The 20,506-nt window shown below is 41.6% G+C and carries 15 protein-coding genes; 14 read left to right on the top strand and 1 reads right to left on the bottom strand.

Going from position 1 to position 20,506, the window contains the following annotated elements; genetic code table 11:
- Positions 1-227 precede the first annotated feature (227 nt).
- The 3 genes from rimP to infB are packed head-to-tail and all read left to right on the top strand — an operon-like array spanning position 228 to position 4,724.
- A complete protein-coding gene (gene rimP / locus D2V08_RS08770) occupies positions 228-689 on the top strand; it encodes a ribosome assembly cofactor RimP (RefSeq protein ID WP_119607651.1) in 462 nt (153 codons plus the stop codon).
- A gap of 12 nt (positions 690-701) precedes the next feature.
- Entirely contained in the window at positions 702-1,934 is a 1,233-nt protein-coding gene (gene nusA / locus D2V08_RS08775) for a transcription termination factor NusA (RefSeq protein ID WP_119607652.1), read from the top strand.
- 42 nt (positions 1,935-1,976) lie between these two features.
- Complete coding sequence (infB, locus tag D2V08_RS08780) at positions 1,977-4,724, top strand: translation initiation factor IF-2 (protein WP_119607653.1); 2,748 nt, start codon at positions 1,977-1,979, stop codon at positions 4,722-4,724.
- Between the two features lie 56 nt (positions 4,725-4,780).
- Here the strand turns inward: infB and D2V08_RS08785 are convergent, their stop codons facing one another.
- Complete coding sequence (locus D2V08_RS08785) at positions 4,781-5,158, bottom strand: SPOR domain-containing protein (RefSeq protein ID WP_119607654.1); 378 nt, start codon at positions 5,156-5,158, stop codon at positions 4,781-4,783.
- Positions 5,159-5,393: 235 nt separating this feature from the next.
- On the opposite strand from D2V08_RS08785, the gene D2V08_RS08790 reads away from it, so the two are divergent.
- The 11 genes from D2V08_RS08790 to D2V08_RS08840 all read left to right on the top strand — a co-directional run bounded on the left by D2V08_RS08790 (position 5,394) and on the right by D2V08_RS08840 (position 20,503).
- Positions 5,394-6,761 (top strand): cytochrome c3 family protein, encoded by a 1,368-nt coding sequence (locus D2V08_RS08790; protein ID WP_119607655.1) that lies wholly within the window; start codon positions 5,394-5,396, stop codon positions 6,759-6,761.
- A gap of 32 nt (positions 6,762-6,793) precedes the next feature.
- On the top strand, positions 6,794-9,907 hold the full coding sequence (locus D2V08_RS08795; protein ID WP_119607656.1) for a TAT-variant-translocated molybdopterin oxidoreductase: 3,114 nt from the start codon (positions 6,794-6,796) through the stop codon (positions 9,905-9,907).
- 33 nt (positions 9,908-9,940) lie between these two features.
- Positions 9,941-11,692 (top strand): helix-hairpin-helix domain-containing protein, encoded by a 1,752-nt coding sequence (locus D2V08_RS08800; protein WP_119607657.1) that lies wholly within the window; start codon positions 9,941-9,943, stop codon positions 11,690-11,692.
- Positions 11,693-11,694: 2 nt separating this feature from the next.
- Positions 11,695-12,222: a DUF3341 domain-containing protein gene (locus tag D2V08_RS08805; protein ID WP_119607658.1), complete on the top strand. Its 528-nt coding sequence runs from the start codon at positions 11,695-11,697 to the stop codon at positions 12,220-12,222.
- Between the two features lie 4 nt (positions 12,223-12,226).
- Positions 12,227-12,796: a c-type cytochrome gene (locus D2V08_RS08810; RefSeq protein ID WP_119607659.1), complete on the top strand. Its 570-nt coding sequence runs from the start codon at positions 12,227-12,229 to the stop codon at positions 12,794-12,796.
- A gap of 17 nt (positions 12,797-12,813) precedes the next feature.
- Positions 12,814-14,148, top strand: a complete 1,335-nt coding sequence (locus D2V08_RS08815; protein WP_119607660.1) for a quinol:cytochrome C oxidoreductase — start codon at positions 12,814-12,816, stop codon at positions 14,146-14,148.
- Positions 14,149-14,175: 27 nt separating this feature from the next.
- Positions 14,176-15,303: a cytochrome c oxidase subunit II gene (locus D2V08_RS08820; RefSeq protein ID WP_119607661.1), complete on the top strand. Its 1,128-nt coding sequence runs from the start codon at positions 14,176-14,178 to the stop codon at positions 15,301-15,303.
- A 35-nt stretch (positions 15,304-15,338) separates the two neighbouring features.
- Complete coding sequence (locus D2V08_RS08825; RefSeq protein WP_119607662.1) at positions 15,339-17,162, top strand: cytochrome c oxidase subunit I; 1,824 nt, start codon at positions 15,339-15,341, stop codon at positions 17,160-17,162.
- 120 nt (positions 17,163-17,282) lie between these two features.
- The gene (locus D2V08_RS08830) at positions 17,283-18,104 is read left to right on the top strand and encodes a GIN domain-containing protein (protein ID WP_182835505.1); all 822 of its coding nucleotides are present in this window, start codon (positions 17,283-17,285) and stop codon (positions 18,102-18,104) included.
- A gap of 61 nt (positions 18,105-18,165) precedes the next feature.
- Positions 18,166-19,188, top strand: coding sequence for a Holliday junction branch migration DNA helicase RuvB (gene ruvB, locus D2V08_RS08835; RefSeq protein ID WP_119607664.1), 1,023 nt, complete (start codon positions 18,166-18,168; stop codon positions 19,186-19,188).
- Positions 19,189-19,420: 232 nt separating this feature from the next.
- Positions 19,421-20,503, top strand: a complete 1,083-nt coding sequence (locus tag D2V08_RS08840) for a c-type cytochrome (RefSeq protein WP_245980544.1) — start codon at positions 19,421-19,423, stop codon at positions 20,501-20,503.
- Positions 20,504-20,506 lie beyond the last annotated feature (3 nt).

Consider the following 20,506-nt stretch of genomic DNA (forward strand, 5'->3'; position numbering starts at 1 on the left):
TCAGGTCACTTTGCTTTATTGAATAATAATCTCGGCAAATGGTATAGAGGTCGCACATTAGTTCCTCGACTATGTATAATGTACTGAAAAATAGATGTGGAAAGCTTAATTTTTGTATTGAAAGGGGTTGCACAAGCGATAATATTTGTTGTATATTTGCAAAACTGAACGGATATTAAAGTATTCATGAGGGGACCTTGAGTCCCCTCTTTTATTACTGGTTTCTTATGTTAAAGGATAAAGTGGAATCGTTGTTGAACAAGGCTTTGGAGGAATATTCTTCCCTGTTCTTAGTTGATTTTACTGTTGGAGGAGATAATAGCATCAAAGTGGTTTTGGATGGTGATGAAGGTGTAAGCCTTCAAGATTGCATGAACGTAAGCAGGGCCATTGAGCATAATCTGGATCGTGAAGAAGAGGATTTTTCCCTTGAGGTCACATCCGCGGGTGCTGCATCTCCATTGAGGTTGCCACGTCAGTATAAAAAAAATATTGGAAGAAAATTAAAGGTGAAGACCAGCTCTGGGGAATTGGAGGGAACACTGGTAGAAACCTCGACAAATAGTATTACCTTGGAGTGGAAGGCACGCGAGCCAAAGCCCGTGGGTAAAGGAAAAGTTACAGTGCAGAAAAAGCAGGAAATCGCATTTTCTGACATTCAAGAGGCAAAAGTTAAATTAAAATTTTAATTGTAGTAGAAAATGGAAAACCTAGCGCTCATCGAATCCTTTTCGGAGTTTAAGGACGATAAGTTTATTGACAGGGTGACCCTTATGGCGATTTTGGAAGAAGTCTTCCGAAGTGCGCTCAAGAAAAAATTTGGTTCTGACGACAATTTTGATATCATTATCAACCCAGATAAAGGGGATTTGGAAATATGGAGAAACCGAATCGTTGTTGAAGATGGCGAAGTGGAAGAGCCGAATGAAGAGATTTCTTTGACCGAGGCAAGAAAAATTGAACCCGATTTTGAAGTTGGGGAGGATGTTTCGGAAGAAGTTAAATTGATCGATCTTGGAAGAAGGGCGATCTTGGCATTGCGTCAAAATTTGATTTCTAAGATTCATGAGCACGATAATACCACCATCTACAAGCAATTTAAAGATTTGGAAGGTGAAATTTATACTGCTGAGGTACATCACATTAGACACCGTGCCGTAATTTTGTTGGATGATGAAGGAAATGAAATCATTCTACCAAAAGAGAAGCAGATTCCATCCGACTTTTTCCGTAAAGGGGACAACGTACGTGGAATTATTGAGAGTGTAGAGCTTAAAGGAAACAAGCCGGCCATCATTATGTCCAGAACATCTCCTATTTTCTTGGAGCAATTGTTCTTCCAGGAAATCCCTGAAGTGTTCGATGGATTGATCACCATTAAAAAGGCAGTCCGTATCCCAGGAGAAAAAGCGAAGGTGGCAGTGGATTCTTATGATGATAGAATTGATCCTGTAGGTGCCTGTGTGGGTATGAAGGGATCTCGTATCCATGGAATTGTTCGTGAATTGGGCAACGAGAATATTGATGTAATCAATTGGACAAACAATCCGCAATTAATGGTTACCCGAGCACTTAGTCCTGCTAGGGTATCATCCGTTAAATTGAACGATGAGAAAAAGACAGCTCAAGTATACCTAAAGCCCGAAGAGGTTTCCAAGGCTATTGGTAGAGGTGGGCATAACATACGATTAGCTGGTCAATTGACTGGTTATGAAATAGATGTGTTCCGTGAAGGCGTTGAAGAAGATGTGGAATTGACCGAGTTTTCCGATGAGATAGAAAGCTGGGTGATCGAAGAATTCAAGAAGATTGGATTTGATACCGCACGTAGCGTTTTGGAACAAGATGTGAAAGATTTGGTGAAACGAACCGATCTTGAAGAAGAAACAATCCAAGAGGTCGTTCGCATCCTCAAGGAAGAATTTGAAGATTAGGCTTATATTAGCAGCGAAAATTTAGGGCAAGTAAAATTATTTATGGCAGAAAATCCAACAATACGACTTAACAAAGTTCTCAGAGAATTGAACATTTCACTGGATAGGGCAGTCGATTACCTCTCCTCGGAAGGGCATGAGGTAGAGGCGCGGCCTACCACTAAGATATCCAATGAGGTGTATCAAGTTCTGTTGGATGAGTTCCAAACGGATAAGAGTAAAAAGGTCGCTTCCAAGGAAGTTGGTGAAGAAAAGCGCAAGGAGAAGGAAGCTATCCGAATCCGAATGGAAAAGGAACAGGAGGAGCGCAGGTTGGCCAAGGAGAAAAGAGAGGCAGAGCAACAAGTAGTCAAGGCTAAAGCTGAACTGGCCGGACCTAAAACCGTGGGTAAAATAGATTTGGATAAAAAGTCTGATAAGCCCAAAGAAGTCAAGGAAGAAGAGCCGAAAAAAGTAGAAGCTTCCATACCAGAACCTGTAAAAGCCCAAAAAGAAGAAAAACCTGAAGTTTCAGCCGAAGAAAAACAGGCAGAACCAAAACAGGCAGAGCCAAAACAGGAAGAAGAAAAACCAACAGAAGCAAAGGAGGAAGGTAAAGAAAGTTCTGAAGAGGCCACTGAGTCTGGAACTATCAAAACCAAATATCAAAAGCTTTCAGGGCCAAAGATTACTGGTGATAAAATTGATCTTTCGCAGTTCAAAAAACCTGCTAAAAAGAAGAAGGAGGATAGTCAAAAATCCAAAGGAGGTTCTTCTGATGGTGGGGAGCGTAAGAAACGTAGAAGAAGAATTGTTAAAAGTGGCCCGCAATCTGGAGGTGGTCGTAATAACAGAGGAGCAGCAGCGGGAAGAAAAGGACAACGTTCTACCGCACCCAAGGTTGAGCCTACCGAAGAAGAAGTACAAAAACAAGTAAGGGAGACTCTTGAAAAACTTCAAGGGAAATCCAGTAAAGGAAAAGGGGCGAAATACAGAAGGGAGAAAAGAGATCAGCACCGTCAACAGACGGAAAAAGATCTTGAGAAACAGGAGATGGAGAGCAAAATCCTCAAGGTTACCGAATTTGTTACGGTCAATGAGCTTGCTACCATGATGAATGTTTCTACGACCCAGATTATTTCGGCCTGTATGTCCTTGGGTATCATGGTAACGTTGAACCAACGTTTGGATGCCGAGACCCTTTCCATTGTTGCGGATGAATTTGGTTATGAAGTAGAGTTTGTAACTGCGGAAATCGAGGAAACCATCGAGGAAGTGGAGGACACTCCGGAAGATTTGGAGCCTCGAGCGCCGATTGTTACAGTAATGGGTCACGTAGATCACGGTAAAACATCTTTATTGGATTATGTCCGTCAAGAGAATGTAATCGCAGGTGAGAGTGGTGGGATTACCCAGCACATTGGAGCCTATGGTGTTTCTTTGGAAGATGGGCAAAAAATAACATTCCTGGATACACCAGGTCACGAAGCGTTTACCGCTATGCGAGCGCGTGGTGCCCAAGTAACCGATATTGCTATTATCGTTATTGCTGCGGATGATGATATTATGCCTCAAACTAAGGAGGCGATAAGTCATGCACAAGCAGCGGGAGTTCCTATTGTATTTGCAATCAATAAAGTAGATAAACCTACGGCAAACCCTGATAAGATTAAAGAAGGCTTGGCCAGCATGAATTTGTTGGTGGAAGACTGGGGGGGGAAAGTTCAATCCCAGGATATCTCTGCCAAGACTGGGCAGGGAGTGCCCGAGTTGTTGGAAAAGGTCTTGTTGGAAGCCGAGCTATTAGAGCTCAAAGCGAATCCAGATAGATTGGCAATGGGAACTGTGGTAGAAGCTTTCTTAGATAAAGGTAGAGGTTATGTGTCCACAATTTTGGTGCAGACCGGTACTTTGAATATCGGAGATTATGTGTTGGCCGGAACCTGTAGTGGTAAGGTCAAGGCTATGCAAGATGAGAGAGGGAAAAATATAGAAAGTGCTGGTCCATCTACGCCAATCTCTATTTTGGGATTGGATGGGGCGCCTCAGGCTGGTGATAGGTTCCATGTATTGGAAGATGAGCGTGAAGCAAAGCAGATTGCAGCAAAACGTTCGCAGTTGCAGCGTGAGCAATCGGTAAGGACGCAACGTCATATTACCTTGGATGAAATTGGACGAAGAATCGCACTGGGTGATTTCCAAGAACTGAACATTATCCTTAAAGGTGATGTGGATGGTTCTGTAGAGGCGTTGACCGACTCCTTCCAGAAATTATCTACAGACGAAATCCAAGTGAATATTATTCACAAAGGAGTTGGTGCTATTACTGAATCTGATGTATTGTTGGCAAGTGCCTCCGATGCGATAATTATAGGGTTTAATGTAAGGCCAATGGGTAACGCCAGGACCATTGCAGATAAAGAAGAAATCGATATCAGGACATACTCCATCATCTATGATGCGATAAATGACCTGAAGGATGCCATGGAGGGAATGTTGTCCCCAGTGATGAAAGAAGAAATTACCGGTAACGCCGAAATCAGGGAAACATTCAAGATTTCCAAGATTGGAACCATTGCAGGTTGTATGGTTACCAGTGGTAAAATATTCAGGAATTCACGTATTAGGTTAATCAGGGATGGTGTGGTAGTATACACCGGAGAATTGGCTTCGTTGAAACGATTTAAAGACGATGTTAAAGAAGTATCCAAAGGATATGACTGTGGTCTTCAGATCAAGAACTATAATGATATAAGAGAAGGGGACATTGTTGAAGCCTTCCAGGAAGTTGCGGTCAAGAAAAAACTGTAACAGCTAAAGTTAATATGTATTCAAATAAAAAATCCCGCTCGAAAAGCGGGATTTTTTTATGATTTGGATTCTTTTTCTTCAGGTTTGAGGAGCATGGCATCCGGATATTTTTTTCGGACCTCGAGGTACTTTCGTTCAGCCTCCAATTTAGTTTTAAACCTACCTAGTCTTACTCGATATGTTGGTGATTCAAACTCAATTTTAGAATACCAAGTAGGAAAATCAACCTCTACCTGATCTAATAACTCTTGTGCCTTCTTATAGTTTCCAAAACCAACCTGAATTTGGTAAAATCCAGAATTAGCATGAACCTTGGTATAAAGTTTTACCAATTCATCAATTTTTGAATCTTGTTGAATGGTCACTTGTGCGTCCTGGGCGGAAATCTGGGTAGCCAAACCAATTAAAATTGCTGTAAATACTGTGGTTTTCATATTGTTCCAGTGTTGTATTGTTTGCGCTTATTGCAAATGTAGATTATATTAAGATAACCAAGTCGGGGCAAAGTTATTTAGAATCTTTATAAATTATAAGTTATAAATACCTTAACATTTCAAAAAATACCTGTATGTCTTACTTTTGTTGCCATTCTTGGTAGGGTAAAAAGCTATTGCTCTCAAACTCAATAGAAAGAATCGTACCAAAGATTTCGATAGAAATTTAATGAATATGAAAAAGGTTTTATACCGCCATCTATTTTCTAAAGTTTTAGGTTTAACTCTCCTACTATTCTCCACATCTTTTTATGCACAGGAAGAAGCCGAAGCTGCCACTGACGTAGCTACGGAAGAAACTGCTGATGCCGCTGGAGGAGATCCTGCTAAAGGGAAACAGCTTTTTAATCAGAATTGTGCTGCATGTCATGCTTTGGAACGCAAAATGACGGGTCCTGCTTTGGTCAATGTGGAGGCAAGGTTGGCAGAAGACGAAGGGTTGGATAAGGAATGGATTTATGCATGGATCAAAAACAGCCCTGCAGTCATTTCTTCTGGAGATGCTTATGCCAACAAAATTTACGCAGAGTACAATCAAGCAGCAATGACGCCTTTTCCAACATTGTCCAATCAGGACATTGATGATATCTTGGCTTATACTGCCGCGCCACCACCTGCGCCTGCTGCTGCAACGGCGGCAACTTCTGCTGGTGGGGATACAACGGGTTCCAGTTCGGGTATTTCCAATGAGATGATTCTTGGGGCCTTGGCCTTGGTTTTTGCTCTTTTGGTGATTATGCTCATTTTAGTGAATAAGACTTTGCGTAGGATTGCAGAGGCCAATGGGGTTGTTCTTGAGCAGGAAAAGGAAAAGCGTTTGCCGTTATGGAAAGCATTTGTTCAAAACCAGTTCTTGGTTTTGGTGAGTGTGGTGTTCCTGCTTTTGGCAAGTGCATATTTTGCTTATGGGTGGATGATGCAAGTGGGAATCGATCAAGGTTACGCCCCTGTTCAGCCTATACACTTCTCACACAAGATTCATGCTGGTGATAATAATGTTGATTGTAAATATTGTCACTCTTCAGCAAGAGTGTCCAAAACTTCAGGTATACCTTCCTTAAATGTTTGTATGAACTGTCATAAATCAATTTATGAGTATGCGGGTAATCCAGAAGGGCCGTCGGCAGAAGATTTGGCTAACGGGTATACTAATGAGTTCTATACTGGAGAAATCAAAAAATTATACAAAGCAGTTGGATGGGATGAGGAAAACCAGAGCTACACGGGTGATTCACAACCAGTGGAGTGGGTTCGAATCCATCAATTGCCAGATTTTGCCTATTTCAACCACTCCCAGCACGTTTCTGTAGCCGGTGTTGAGTGTCAAACTTGTCACGGTCCGGTTGAGGAAATGGAGATAGTAGAGCAGTTTGCTCCATTGACTATGGGATGGTGTATCAATTGTCACCGCGAGACCAATGTTAAGGTTAAGGGCAATGCATACTACGAAGCAATCCATGAGGAATTGTCCAAGAAGTATGGTGTTGAGGAATTGACTGCTGCCATGATGGGCGGTTTGGAATGTGGTAAGTGTCACTATTAAGAATTAAAAGAAGATAATCTCAGATATATCGTATGGCATCAAACAAGAAATATTGGAAAAGTGAAGCGGAGTTGAATCCGAACGATTCCATTGTTGAGGCGCTAAGAAACAACGAGTTTACAGAAGAGATTCCCGTTGATGAATTTTTGGGCGACAAGGAAAACTTGTCTTCCTCGAACACATCCCGTAGGGATTTCTTGAAATATGTAGGTTTCAGTACGGCGGCGGCTACGGTTGCTGCGTGTGAAGGCCCAGTTCATAAATCCATTCCTTATGTGGTGCAGCCGGACAATATTGTTCCCGGTGTGGCCAATTATTACGCCACTACCATTGCGGATGGTTTTGATTTTGCCAGCATCTTGGTGAAGACCAGGGAGGGAAGGCCTATCAAAATTGAAAACAATACCGATGCTAAAATTAATGGTGGTGCCAATGCAAGGGTGCAGGCCTCTGTTTTATCATTGTACGATAGTAAAAGGGTTCAAGGGCCGATGGCCAATGGTGAGCCAGTTGAATGGAAGGTGTTGGATGCTACGGTTAAAGCAAAGCTGAATGCTTTGAAAGGCTCTAGTAAGCAAGTAGTGCTGCTGACACAAACTTATGCTAGTCCTTCGACTACCAAATTGATTTCTGAGTTTAAAGCGGCCTACGGAGAAAATGTAAATCATGTGGTTTACGACGCTATATCCGAAGATGCTGCATTGAATGCATACCAAAAAGCTTACGGTGAACGTGCCTTGGCGGATTACGATTTCGAGAAAGCGGATTTGATTGTTTCTTTCGGGGCTGATTTTCTAGGTGATTGGCAAGGTGGTGGATACGACTCAGGTTATGCCAAAGGTCGTGTTCCCAAAAATGGAAAAATGTCCAGACATGTTCAGTTGGAATCTAATATGTCTCTGACAGGTGCCAATGCAGATAAGAGATACCCGATGACGCCAACCCAACAAAAAATTGCCCTTGCCAAATTGTATGGCAAATTGAACGGCAGTAGTGTTGGTGGTGGAACTTCTGATGTTGATGAGGCTGTTGATAAAGTTGCGGCTGAAATCAGAAGGGCAGGAAGTAAAGCAGTTGTGGTGAGTGGTCTTAATGACGAAAACGTACAGACTGTTGTATTGGCCATTAACAAATTGTTGGCCAGTGAAGCTTTTGATGCCGAAAAACCAAAATATATACGTCAAGGCGATGTTGCAAAAATGGGCAAGTTGATTGCTGATATGAATGCAGGTCGTGTAGGTGCATTGATTATGGATGGTGTTAATCCTGCGTATACTTTACCTAACGCAGAGGAGTTCCTTTCTGGGTTAGGGCAAGTGGATGTATCGGTTGACTTTGCTTACATTAATGATGAAACTGCGCAAGCATCCAGCTACGTTGCCGCCGCTTCACATTACTTGGAGTCTTGGGGTGATGCCGAATTCAAAAAAGGAGAATATAGCTTGATGCAACCTGCCATTCGTGAGTTGTTTGATACAAAACAGTTTCAAACAGCACTTTTAACATGGATGGGCATCGAGAAAACATATTACGAATACATTAAAGAAACTTGGAGTGCGGATGTGCTTCAAGGTGGATCTTGGAACAAAGCATTGCAAGATGGTGTGTTTGCCGCACCGGCTATGATTGTTGAGGAGGAAACAGTAGCTGCCACTGATTCTGAGGAGGAGCCAGAAATAGTTCCAATTGCCTCTGCAGTTCGTTCTTTGGTGAATTCGACAAGTCCAGGAACAGAGCTCGTTCTTTATCCCAAAACGGGAATGGGTGATGGTCGCCAGGCCAACAACCCTTGGTTGCAAGAATTTCCTGATCCTATTTCTAGGGTTTCTTGGGACAACTATGTAACTGTTTCCAAAGCTGATGCTCAATCTTGGGGTCTTGAAAATACGATTGAAGCCGATGGCGGACTTAATGGTAGTTATGTGAACCTTACCGTTGATGGAAAAGTGTTGGAAGGCGTACCGGTTATCGTTCAGCCAGGTCAGGCGGTAGGAACTGTAGGACTTGCTTTCGGTTACGGTAAAAAAGCTGGAATGCAGGAAGAGATGGCGACAGGAGTTAATGCTTACACATTGTATGGCAACTTCTCCGATGTACAGCCTGTAACTGTTGAAAAAGCTTCTGGAGTACATGAGTTTGCCTGTGTGCAATCTCAAAAAACATTGATGGGTAGAGGTGATATTATCAAGGAGACTACCTTGGAAATCTTCAATACCAAAGACCACCAAGAGTGGAACCCAATGCCGCATGTAACTTTGAATCACAATGAAATACCTGTGACTTCACCCGATGCGGATTTGTGGGATGAGTTTGATAGAAGTATAGGGCATCACTTTAACTTGTCCATCGACTTAAATGCTTGTACCGGTTGTGGTGCTTGTGTTATAGCATGTCATGCTGAGAACAACGTTCCTGTTGTTGGTAAAGTAGAAATGCGTCGTTCCAGGGATATGCACTGGTTGCGAATAGATAGATATTATTCTTCTGAGGAGACCTTTGAAGGAGATAATGAGAAGAAGGAAGAAATGGATGGTCTTTGGGGGGACAAAGGTTCTCTTGGAGGATTTAGGGAGATGGAAGATCCGTCTGCCAATCCACAAGTGGCTTTCCAGCCTGTAATGTGTCAGCACTGTAACCATGCTCCTTGTGAAACGGTTTGTCCAGTAGCTGCCACATCGCACAGTAGACAGGGTCAAAACCATATGGCTTATAACAGATGTGTAGGTACAAGATATTGTGCTAACAACTGTCCGTATAAAGTTCGTAGGTTCAACTGGTTCTTGTATAGTGACAATGACGAGTTTGACTTTAACATGAACAACGACTTGGGTAAAATGGTTATTAACCCAGATGTAAATGTGCGTTCAAGAGGTGTTATGGAGAAATGCTCTATGTGTATTCAAATGACCCAAAAAACCATTTTGGATGCTAAGAGAGATGGAAGAGTCATCAAAGATGGTGAGTTCCAAACCGCTTGTTCAGCAGCTTGTAGCAGTGGAGCCATGGTGTTTGGTGATGTTAATGACCATGACAGTAAGGTAGCGGAATTGAAAGAGGATGATAGAATGTACCATTTGTTGGAACATGTAGGAACAAAACCAAATGTGTTCTACCATGTGAAAGTTAGAAACACCAACGAGGCTTAATCAATAAAAAAAGAAGTAACTAGAAGATAAATTATGGCGTCGCATTACGAAGCACCTATTCGAAAGCCCTTAGTGGTCGGAGACAAAGGATACCACGATGTAACAGTGGACATTGCCCGTCCGGTTGAGGGAAAGGCCAATAAACAATGGTGGATTGTTTTCACCATTGCATTAGTGGCATTCCTCTGGGGTCTAGGATGTATCATTTATACCGTTTCCACGGGGATTGGGGTTTGGGGTCTTAACCGAACTGTTAACTGGGCCTGGGATATCACCAACTTTGTATGGTGGGTAGGTATTGGTCACGCAGGTACACTTATTTCAGCTGTACTGTTGCTTTTCCGTCAAAAATGGAGAATGGCCATTAACCGTTCTGCAGAGGCGATGACCATTTTCTCGGTTATCCAAGCTGGATTGTTCCCGATTATTCACATGGGACGTCCTTGGTTGGCTTATTGGGTACTCCCCGTTCCTAACCAATTTGGTTCCCTTTGGGTAAACTTTAACTCGCCCTTGCTTTGGGACGTATTTGCGATTTCAACGTACCTTTCTGTATCATTGGTATTCTGGTGGACGGGTCTTTTGCCCGATTTTGCTATGATCCGTGATAGAGCGGTAAAACCATTCCAAAAGAAAATATACAGTCTGTTGAGTTTCGGTTGGACAGGTCGTGCAAAAGATTGGCAGCGTTTTGAGGAAGTTTCCTTGGTATTGGCTGGTTTGGCCACACCTTTGGTGCTTTCTGTACATACCATTGTATCTTTTGACTTTGCTACCTCGGTGATTCCAGGATGGCATACCACCATCTTCCCGCCATACTTTGTTGCCGGAGCAATTTTCTCTGGTTTCGCAATGGTGAACACCCTTTTGATCATTATGCGTAAGGTGTGTAGCTTGGAAGCTTACATCACGGTACAGCATATTGAGTTGATGAACATTGTAATCATGATTACAGGTTCCATTGTTGGATGTGCCTATATCACAGAGTTGTTCATTGCATGGTATTCAGGAGTTGAATATGAGCAGTACGCCTTCTTGAACAGGGCAACAGGGCCTTATTGGTGGGCTTACTGGTCCATGATGACCTGTAATGTATTCTCTCCACAATTTATGTGGTTCAAAAAATTGCGTACCAGCATTATGTTCTCATTCTTTATTTCTATTGTGGTGAACATAGGTATGTGGTTCGAGCGTTTTGTAATTATCGTTACTTCATTGCACAGGGATTACTTGCCATCTTCTTGGACTATGTTCTCCCCGACCTTTGTGGATATCGGAATCTTTATAGGAACTATTGGATTCTTCTTTGTACTGTTCCTGTTGTACTCGAGAACATTCCCGGTAATTGCACAGGCAGAGGTAAAATCCATCTTGAAAGCATCTGGTGAGAAATACAAGAAATTAAGGGATGCTGGTAAACCTCTCTATGAAATGCCATCGAATGTCAACAAAGTTGTGAGCTACGATGAGCCCATAACCGATGACGTTTTGATGGGGGAGCCCAAGCCGACTGTTGGTGATAAAGTAGGAGTTTCCGAGTTGCTCGGTTCCATTGGTACTTTTGACGCGGCTACAGAAACCCCGGACGATTTGAAAAAGATAAAAGGTGTTGGCCCCGAAATGGAGCGTACCTTGAACGAAATAGGCATATTTACCTATGCACAGGTCGCTAGAATGACCGAAAAGGAGTATGAGTTGTTAGACTCGATTACCGGAAGGTTCCCAGGGCGTGCGCAACGGGACGATTGGGCTGGTCAGGCAAAGTTGTTAAACGATAAAAAATAATTATGGCATCAAAAGTTATACAAGCACTTTACAACGATGACGATGTGTTGATGCATGCCGTAAAAAAGGTTAGGGCAGAGCACCATCATATAGAAGAGGTGTACACTCCGTTTCCTGTTCACGGTCTAGACAAGGCAATGGGATTGGCCGACACCCGAATAGCTATTACATCTTTCCTTTATGGATGTTTGGGGTTAACGGTTGCCATAGTTATGATGAATTATATCATGATTGAGGATTGGCCACAGGATATTGGTGGTAAACCGAGTTTTACTTACTTGGACAACATGCCGGCCTTTGTTCCAATTATGTTCGAGCTTACGGTTTTCTTTGCAGCTCACTTAATGGTGATAACTTTTTATTTGAGAAGTAAAATGTGGCCGTTCAAAAAAGCCGAAAACCCGGATAAAAGAACAACTGATGACCATTTTTTAATGGAACTTGGTGTGCACGATAACGAAAACGAACTTGCCGATTTGTTGTGGGAAACAGGAGCGGTGGAAGTAAAAGTTACAGAAAAGGAGTCTTAATAATATGAAGCAATTAGGTAAAATAAGTGTTGCTTTGGTTTTGGTACTGTTTGCTGCCTCTTGTGCAGATAAAAACAGTCCAAACTACCAATACATGCCAAACATGTACGAACCCGTAGGATATGAAACCTACCAAGGTGTGGACAATGGGTTGTTTCCGCAAGGGACTGAGGCCTTGTTGCCCCCAGAACACACCATCTCAAGAGGATACATGCCCTATGAGTTCGAAAACACTCCGGAAGGTAAAGAACTAGCAAGATTGAATACAAGCCCATTGGATTCCTTGGAAAGCGATGAAAATTTGGCAAAAGGAGCAGAGCTCTATGCAATTTATTGTGCTGTATGCCATGGAGCAAAAGGAGATGGACAAGGTAATCTTGTAAAGAGAGAAAAAATATTGGGTGTTCCTAGCTATGATGATGTAGCCAGAAATATTACAATTGGAACTACGTATCACACTATTTATTATGGATTGAACTCCATGGGGTCTTATGCCTCTCAGTTCGCCAATGAAAAAGAAATGTGGCAAGTGTCCGAATATGTGATGAAGTTAAAGGAAGACCTAACAAAATAATAGGATAAGAATAAACTATGTATACCTTTTCAAACAAACTTAGAATAGGATCTTTCATAGCCATGGGGCTTGGAGTTATTTTCTTGGCAATTGGTTTTTTGTCAGCTCCATCAACAGTGGAAGAAGCCAAGGCCATGGTGGCAGTGCATGACGATGGTCATGGTGGAGGGCATGCAGAAGCAGCCGAAAACCATGGCGAAGAACAGGGTCACGGTGCAGAAACCGCGAATGGAGAAGAGCACGATTCTTCTCACGATACGCATTTGTTGCACCAACTGCAAAACAGACCTTGGTCCGCACTTTACGTAGCTGCATTCTTTTTCTTTATGATCGCTTTGGGCGTGTTGGCTTTTTATGCTATACAACGAGCAGCACAAGCAGGATGGTCCCCATTATTGTTTAGAGTCATGGAAGGAATAACCGCATATTTGATTCCTGGCGGTATTATTGTATTTGTCATTCTATTGCTTTCGTCATTGCACATGAACCATATGTTTGTTTGGATGGATGCGGATACCGTAGCTCACGACGAATTATTACAAGGTAAGGCAGGGTATTTGAACCCAACCTTTTTCTTGATAAGAGCTGCTATATTCTTGGGTGGATGGATTTTCTATCGTCAATATTCAAGAAAACTTTCTTTAGCTCAAGATGAGTCCGATGACAATAGCAACTTTGTGAAAAACTTTAGATGGTCAGCGGCCTTCTTGGTATTCTACCTAATTTCAGAATCCATGATGTCATGGGACTGGATTATGAGCTTGGATCCACACTGGTTTAGTACCTTGTTTGGATGGTATGTGTTTGCCAGTATGTTTGTTTCTGGTATTACAGTAATTGCCATGGTAACCGTTTACCTGAAATCAAAAGGATATTTAGAGGATGTAAATAATAGCCATATCCACGATTTGGCCAAGTTTATGTTTGGTATCAGTATATTCTGGACTTACCTTTGGTTTTCACAGTTTATGCTTATTTGGTACGCAGACATACCTGAAGAGGTGACTTATTACATAGCCCGTTTCCAAGATTACAAATTACCATTCTTTGGTATGTTGGTCATGAACTTTGTTTTCCCATTATTGGTACTCATGAACAGTGATTATAAACGTGTTAACTGGTTTGTGATAATGACCGGTATTGTGGTTCTTTTTGGCCACTATTTGGATATATTTAATATGGTAATGCCTGCAACGGTTGGTGATCAATGGTATATTGGATTGCCTGAGATTGGCGGTATTTTATTCTTTGGAGGTTTATTTGTGTTCTGGGTGTTTACAGCTTTAACAAAAGCCCCATTACAACCCAAAAGAAACCCATTTATTGAAGAGAGTAGACATTTTCATTATTAAACGATTTAAGTCTTAGATAGATAAACGATGACTGCATTATTAACATTCACTGTTTTAGTATTAGTTGCGATCGCTATTTGGCAGATGACCAAGATTTTTGAATTATCGCAAACTAAAACAGAGCGCGCTGAGATAGCCAACGATTCCGATAACAAGAACAATGGGTACCTTTTATTTGCCTTTCTGATTTTCATTTATGGAATCACGATTTTCAGTTTCGCCAAGTATTCCAAAATGCTTTTGCCAGAAGCTGTATCTGAACATGGTGGTGAATACGACCAATTGATGTTGGTTTCCATGGGTATTATCTTCTTTGTTCAAACGATTACCCAGGCTCTACTGCACTACTTTGGTTATAAGTACAGAGGGCAAAAAGGAAGAAAGGCCTTGTTTTTTGCAGATAATGATAGGTTAGAGTTTATCTGGACCATTATTCCAGTAATTGTATTGGCAGGTTTGATTCTTTGGGGATTGTACACTTGGACCAATATTATGGATATCAATGAGGATGACGACCCTTTAGTGGTGGAATTATATGCCCAACAATTTAATTGGACAGCCAGATATAGTGGAGAAGATAACGTACTTGGCGAAGCCAATGTTCGGTTGATTGATATTGCTAATGCCAATGTACTTGGTTTGGACGAATCTGACCCCAATGCCGAAGATGATATCATTGTAAAAGAATTGCACTTGCCTGTAGGACGAAAAGTGAACTTTAAAATGAGGTCTCAAGATGTATTGCACTCTGCATATATGCCTCACTTTAGAGCTCAAATGAACTGTGTTCCTGGAATGATTACACAATTTTCTTTCACCCCCACGATAACAACAGAAGAGATGCGCTTGAATCCTGATGTTGTTGACAAGGTAAAAAGGACCAATGCCCTAAGGGCAGAATGGGCTGCTGAAGGGAGACCTAATTCTGACCCATGGGAGTTTGATTACGTTTTGTTGTGCAACAAAATATGTGGAAAATCACACTATAATATGCAGATGAAGATTATAGTGGAAACCGAAGAAGAGTTCAATAAATGGCTTGCGGAGCAAAAATCTTTCAAAGAAACCGTTATGGTGGATGAAGAGGAAGAACAAGCATTCAACACAGAAGATGGTGTTGATGTTGAATTGGAAGAGAGAACTTCGGAAGAATAACAAATAAAAAGAATAACGAAAAAATTAATTGGAATATGTCTGAAGTAGCCCATGTAAGTCACGATGACCACCACGATGATCACGGACATCACCATAAGGAAACTTTCATAACAAAATACATTTTCAGTCAGGACCATAAGATGATAGCTAAGCAATATCTCATCACTGGTCTGATTATGGGATTCATTGGAATAGCCATGTCATTGCTATTTAGAATGCAATTGGCTTGGCCAGGCGAATCCTTTGCGATTTTTGAAACCGTATTGGGCAAGTGGGCACCAGATGGTGTAATGGATGCCGACATCTATTTGGCATTGGTTACCATTCATGGTACTCTAATGGTGTTCTTCGTTTTAACCGCAGGACTGAGTGGTACTTTTAGTAACCTATTAATTCCATTGCAAATTGGGGCTAGGGATATGGCCTCTGGATTTTTGAACATGGTTTCTTATTGGATGTTTTTCATTTCATCGGCCATAATGGTTAGCAGTTTGTTTGTTGAAGCCGGACCGGCCGCTGCTGGATGGACTATTTATCCACCATTGAGTGCATTGCCGATGGCACAGCCAGGTTCTGGTTTGGGTATGACCCTTTGGCTAGTATCCATGGCTATATTCATCGCTTCCTCTTTGTTGGGATCTTTGAACTACATTGTTACAGTAATCAACCTTAGAACAAAAGGAATGTCCATGACGCGTTTGCCATTGACAATCTGGGCGTTCTTTGTAACAGCAATTATAGGGGTTATTTCTTTCCCAGTATTGCTTTCAGCAGCTTTGTTGTTGATTATGGATAGAAGTTTTGGAACTTCATTCTTCTTGTCAGATATCTTTATCCAAGGTGAAGTACTACATTATCAAGGAGGTTCTCCAGTATTGTACGAGCACTTATTCTGGTTCTTGGGCCACCCGGAGGTATATATTGTATTGTTGCCAGCTTTGGGTATTACGTCCGAAGTTATGTCGACAAACGCAAGGAAACCAATTTTTGGATATAGGGCGATGGTAGCATCTATTTTAGCCATTGCGTTTCTATCTACAATTGTGTGGGGACATCACATGTTTGTATCTGGTATGAACCCTTTCTTGGGATCTGTATTTACATTTACAACATTATTGATTGCAATCCCGTCAGCGGTAAAGGCATTTAACTATATCACTACACTCTGGAAGGGTAATCTGCAGCTCAACCCAGCTATGTTGTTCTCCATTGGTTTGGTATCAACATTCATTACCGGAGGTCTTACGGGAATCATTTTGGGTGATAGTACTCTGGATATTAATGTTCACGATACATACTTCGTTGTTGCGCACTTCCACTTGGTTATGGGAATATCCGCACTTTACGGACTTTTTGCCGGTGTTTATCACTGGTTCCCGAAAATGTTCCAAGGACGTATGATGAACAAGAACTTGGGCTATGTCCATTTTTGGATTACCGCAGTCTGTGCCTATGGGGTATTCTTCCCAATGCACTTTGTGGGAATGGCAGGGGTACCGCGTCGTTATTATGAAAACACGGCGTTCCCAATGTTCGATGAGTTGACAAACGTTCAAGTTTTAATGACGGTATTCGCTATTATCGCAGGTTTGGCACAGTTGATATTCGTTTACAACTTTATTTCAAGCATATTCTACGGTAAAAGAGGACCGGTTAACCCTTGGAGTTCAAATACATTGGAATGGACAACTCCACAAGAGCACATTCATGGAAACTGGCCAGGAGAAATTCCCCACGTTTATCGTTGGGCATACGATTACAGTAAAACTTATGAGAATGGTGAGTACATTATTGCAGGGCAGGATTTTGTGCCGCAAAACGTTCCGCTTCAGGAGAACGAAGAAGAACTCAACCATTAGAAAATAGATTTATATTAGTGAAAGAGCCCGTCCGATTGGATGGGCTTTTTTATTGGAATAGATTTTGAAGTGAATTGTATATCTTTAAATGGCATTTCCCCTATCAAAATGAGAACCATCATGAAAAAGTTACTTATTCTATTATTGGTAGTATCCCCAATTGTATCAATAGCACAACGCAAACCTAAAATTAAGGGAAGTCGAATCGTAACACAGGTGAGCGAAGAACTTCCACCATTCGATGCCATTGTTTTAAATGATGATCTTGAAATCAACCTTGATAAGTCATTTGGTCCAGGATATCATATTATTGCTGATGATAATTTGATAGATGTTCTAAAATTTGAAGTCAAAGACGGTACTTTGGTAATCAGTTCCTATTATAACATAACCGCTAAAAAGGAATTGGAAATTACCGTAAACTATACCGAACTTAAGGCCATCACATTAAAGAATGGAAGCGTCGTTTCCAAAAATATTATTGAATCCAATGAACTGTTTGTTGATGGATTTAATAATGCAAAAATGGACATAAAGGCTAATGCTGCTGTTATGGATGTTAATTTGGAAGATACTAGCAGCGGTGATTTTCATGTAGAGGTAGATTCCTTGAACATCAACCTGAATAAAAGAGCGCAAGCCTACGTTTATGCCCAAATCAACGCGGGGGCATTGGATGTGGAAGGGAATTCATCTTTGACCATGGAGGGTACCTCCGAAAGATTACAAGCTAATTTATTGGACACGGCCAAGTATCGTGGAGAAAGTATGCAAATAGGTTCTTGCCAACTTAAAATCACAGGGAATGCCAATGCAAGGGTATATGCATTTAATGATATCCGAATCAATGCCACGGGAGGTGCAAGCATTTATCTGTATGGTACACCAAATATTGCCATAACCGAATTTCTGGATACTGCGCAGCTCATTAAAAAGGAGTAACCTTGGTTTCGCGAACAAACCGTTTCCAGTAGCGCGGCTTTTCAACTATATTTGTTGAACCATGAACGAAAATTTAGACCCAACAGGTGAAAACCTTTCTCCAGAAGAGTTTGATATAGAAAGAGCTTTGCGCCCCATTAGTTTTGATGACTTTACCGGGCAAGCTCAGGTGCTCGAAAATTTAAAGATTTTTGTGCAGGCCGCCAATCTTCGGGGGGAGGCACTTGATCATACACTTTTTCATGGCCCTCCAGGATTGGGTAAGACCACCTTGGCCCATATTTTGGCAAACGAACTTGGTGTGAACATAAAAGTTACATCCGGTCCCGTTTTGGACAAACCAGGTGACTTGGCCGGGCTTTTGACCAATCTAGAAGAACGCGATGTTCTTTTTATTGATGAAATCCACAGGTTGAGCCCCATTGTAGAGGAATACCTATATTCTGCGATGGAGGATTACAAGATTGATATTATGATTGAGACCGGGCCTAATGCCCGTACGGTACAAATCAACCTAAGTCCTTTTACTTTAATAGGAGCAACAACTAGATCAGGATTGCTGACGGCGCCCATGCGCGCCAGATTTGGTATCCAGAGCCGATTGGAATATTATCATACAGAACTATTGTCCACCATTGTGGAACGTAGTGCGGAAATTCTTAAAGTGCCGATCACCAACGATGCTGCTATAGAGATAGCTGGACGAAGTAGAGGAACCCCTAGAATATGTAATGCATTGTTGCGCAGGGTCCGCGATTTTGCCCAGATAAAGGGTACCGGAAATATTGATTTGGAAATTTCTCAATTTGGACTTAAAGCCTTAAATGTAGATGCCCATGGTCTAGATGAAATGGACAATAAAATTCTGAGTACCATTATTGATAAATTTAAAGGAGGTCCTGTGGGGATAACAACTTTGGCGACGGCGGTGTCCGAAAGTGCCGAAACCATAGAAGAAGTTTACGAACCATTCTTGATTCAGCAAGGTTTTATAATGCGCACCCCAAGGGGAAGGGAAGTAACCGAACTTGCTTACAAACATTTGGGTAGGGAAAAGGGTGGTGTCCAAGGAGGACTTTTCTAATCACTACCAGTTCAAATTTTCTGCACAACAATCGAGCTTGCCTACCAATAGTTAAATACTTTTTGTATCTTGATATACTGCTTTGGTTTACAACGGGTTGTAAGTTTACGATTTTTGTGGGAAATATCTCCGCAATCATATAGACTCCATAAATTCAAGATTTTACTCCCAAATTTTACCCAAGGGAATTTAATTCCCTGCCGAGGCTTTTCTATTAATACTTATTGAAATCATGGGGGATAACCTTAAAAACTCAGGAGCATCCGAAATGGAAGATGTTCAGCGTGTGACTGGTCAAATACGTAAATTGGTGATGTATATCGGATTTTTTTCAGCATTGATAATTGTGATGTCCTTTGGCATTATGATGATGCGCTTCGGTTTTGGTTTTGGTAGCCCCGACAAAGGACTAGCCACGATTCCGGACGGTGTGTATTATATGGATTACAATGTGAACAATCTGCCCTTGACCGAAAAAAACATACTTGTAAAAAAAGGGTTTGAAATTTTTAGAAACACTCCATTACATATTGGGCCCAAACAAAAAGATTCAACACAAATATATGCGGGCAACAACCTTGCCTGTGCAAGTTGCCATTTAGATGGAGGTACAAAACCCTATGCCGCACCATTGATCGGGGTGGTCAAAAGATTCCCACAGTTTAGAGGGCGAGAGAATAAAATTGGAACCATTGAAGAAAGAATAAATGGATGCATGGAACGCAGTATGAACGGAAGAAAATTACCGGAAAATAGCGATGCCATGGTAGCAATGGTCGCTTATATGGATTGGTTGGGTCGTGCTGCTCCTTCAAACGGAAAAATTGAAGGACAAGGATTTTTAAAAGTAAAAATTCCGGAAAGAGCGGTTGATTTATCCCATGGAGAAACCGTTTATCAAAAACATTGTGTTATCTGCCATGGTGCTGATGGTCAAGGCCAAAGTTTACCACAAAATGACTTGTATCTTTACCCACCACTGTGGGGAAACGATTCTTATAATAATGGCGCCGGTATGACCCGTGTGATTACCGCAGCTCAATTTATCAAAGGAAATATGCCCTTCGGTATCACCTTTGATAACCCTACACTTACCGATGAGGAGGCTTATGATGTAGCAGGCTACATCAACCAAAAACTTCGACCTACAAAGCCCAATAGAGAGGCAGACTTTCCCGATCTGGTCAAAAAGCCCGTATCCACTCCCTATGGTCCCTACATTGATCCTTTTACTGAAGAACAACATCAGTTAGGACCTTTCCAGCCTATTATGGATTACTACCAAAAGGAACATCAACTGCGTAAAACCAAATAAACA

This window comes from Flagellimonas lutimaris, assembly GCF_003581615.1.
GTDB lineage: Bacteria > Bacteroidota > Bacteroidia > Flavobacteriales > Flavobacteriaceae > Flagellimonas > Flagellimonas lutimaris.

What these genes read in the sequence shown, in the direction of transcription:
- rimP (WP_119607651.1), top strand. Translation starts at nt 228, where the DNA reads ATGTTAAAGGATAAAGTGGAATCGTTGTTGAACAAGGCTTTGGAGGAA.
- nusA (WP_119607652.1), top strand. Translation starts at nt 702, where the DNA reads ATGGAAAACCTAGCGCTCATCGAATCCTTTTCGGAGTTTAAGGACGAT.
- infB (WP_119607653.1), top strand. Translation starts at nt 1,977, where the DNA reads ATGGCAGAAAATCCAACAATACGACTTAACAAAGTTCTCAGAGAATTG.
- D2V08_RS08785 (WP_119607654.1), bottom strand. Translation starts at nt 5,158, where the DNA reads ATGAAAACCACAGTATTTACAGCAATTTTAATTGGTTTGGCTACCCAG.
- D2V08_RS08790 (WP_119607655.1), top strand. Translation starts at nt 5,394, where the DNA reads ATGAAAAAGGTTTTATACCGCCATCTATTTTCTAAAGTTTTAGGTTTA.
- D2V08_RS08795 (WP_119607656.1), top strand. Translation starts at nt 6,794, where the DNA reads ATGGCATCAAACAAGAAATATTGGAAAAGTGAAGCGGAGTTGAATCCG.
- D2V08_RS08800 (WP_119607657.1), top strand. Translation starts at nt 9,941, where the DNA reads ATGGCGTCGCATTACGAAGCACCTATTCGAAAGCCCTTAGTGGTCGGA.
- D2V08_RS08805 (WP_119607658.1), top strand. Translation starts at nt 11,695, where the DNA reads ATGGCATCAAAAGTTATACAAGCACTTTACAACGATGACGATGTGTTG.
- D2V08_RS08810 (WP_119607659.1), top strand. Translation starts at nt 12,227, where the DNA reads ATGAAGCAATTAGGTAAAATAAGTGTTGCTTTGGTTTTGGTACTGTTT.
- D2V08_RS08815 (WP_119607660.1), top strand. Translation starts at nt 12,814, where the DNA reads ATGTATACCTTTTCAAACAAACTTAGAATAGGATCTTTCATAGCCATG.
- D2V08_RS08820 (WP_119607661.1), top strand. Translation starts at nt 14,176, where the DNA reads ATGACTGCATTATTAACATTCACTGTTTTAGTATTAGTTGCGATCGCT.
- D2V08_RS08825 (WP_119607662.1), top strand. Translation starts at nt 15,339, where the DNA reads ATGTCTGAAGTAGCCCATGTAAGTCACGATGACCACCACGATGATCAC.
- D2V08_RS08830 (WP_182835505.1), top strand. Translation starts at nt 17,283, where the DNA reads ATGAAAAAGTTACTTATTCTATTATTGGTAGTATCCCCAATTGTATCA.
- ruvB (WP_119607664.1), top strand. Translation starts at nt 18,166, where the DNA reads ATGAACGAAAATTTAGACCCAACAGGTGAAAACCTTTCTCCAGAAGAG.
- D2V08_RS08840 (WP_245980544.1), top strand. Translation starts at nt 19,421, where the DNA reads ATGGGGGATAACCTTAAAAACTCAGGAGCATCCGAAATGGAAGATGTT.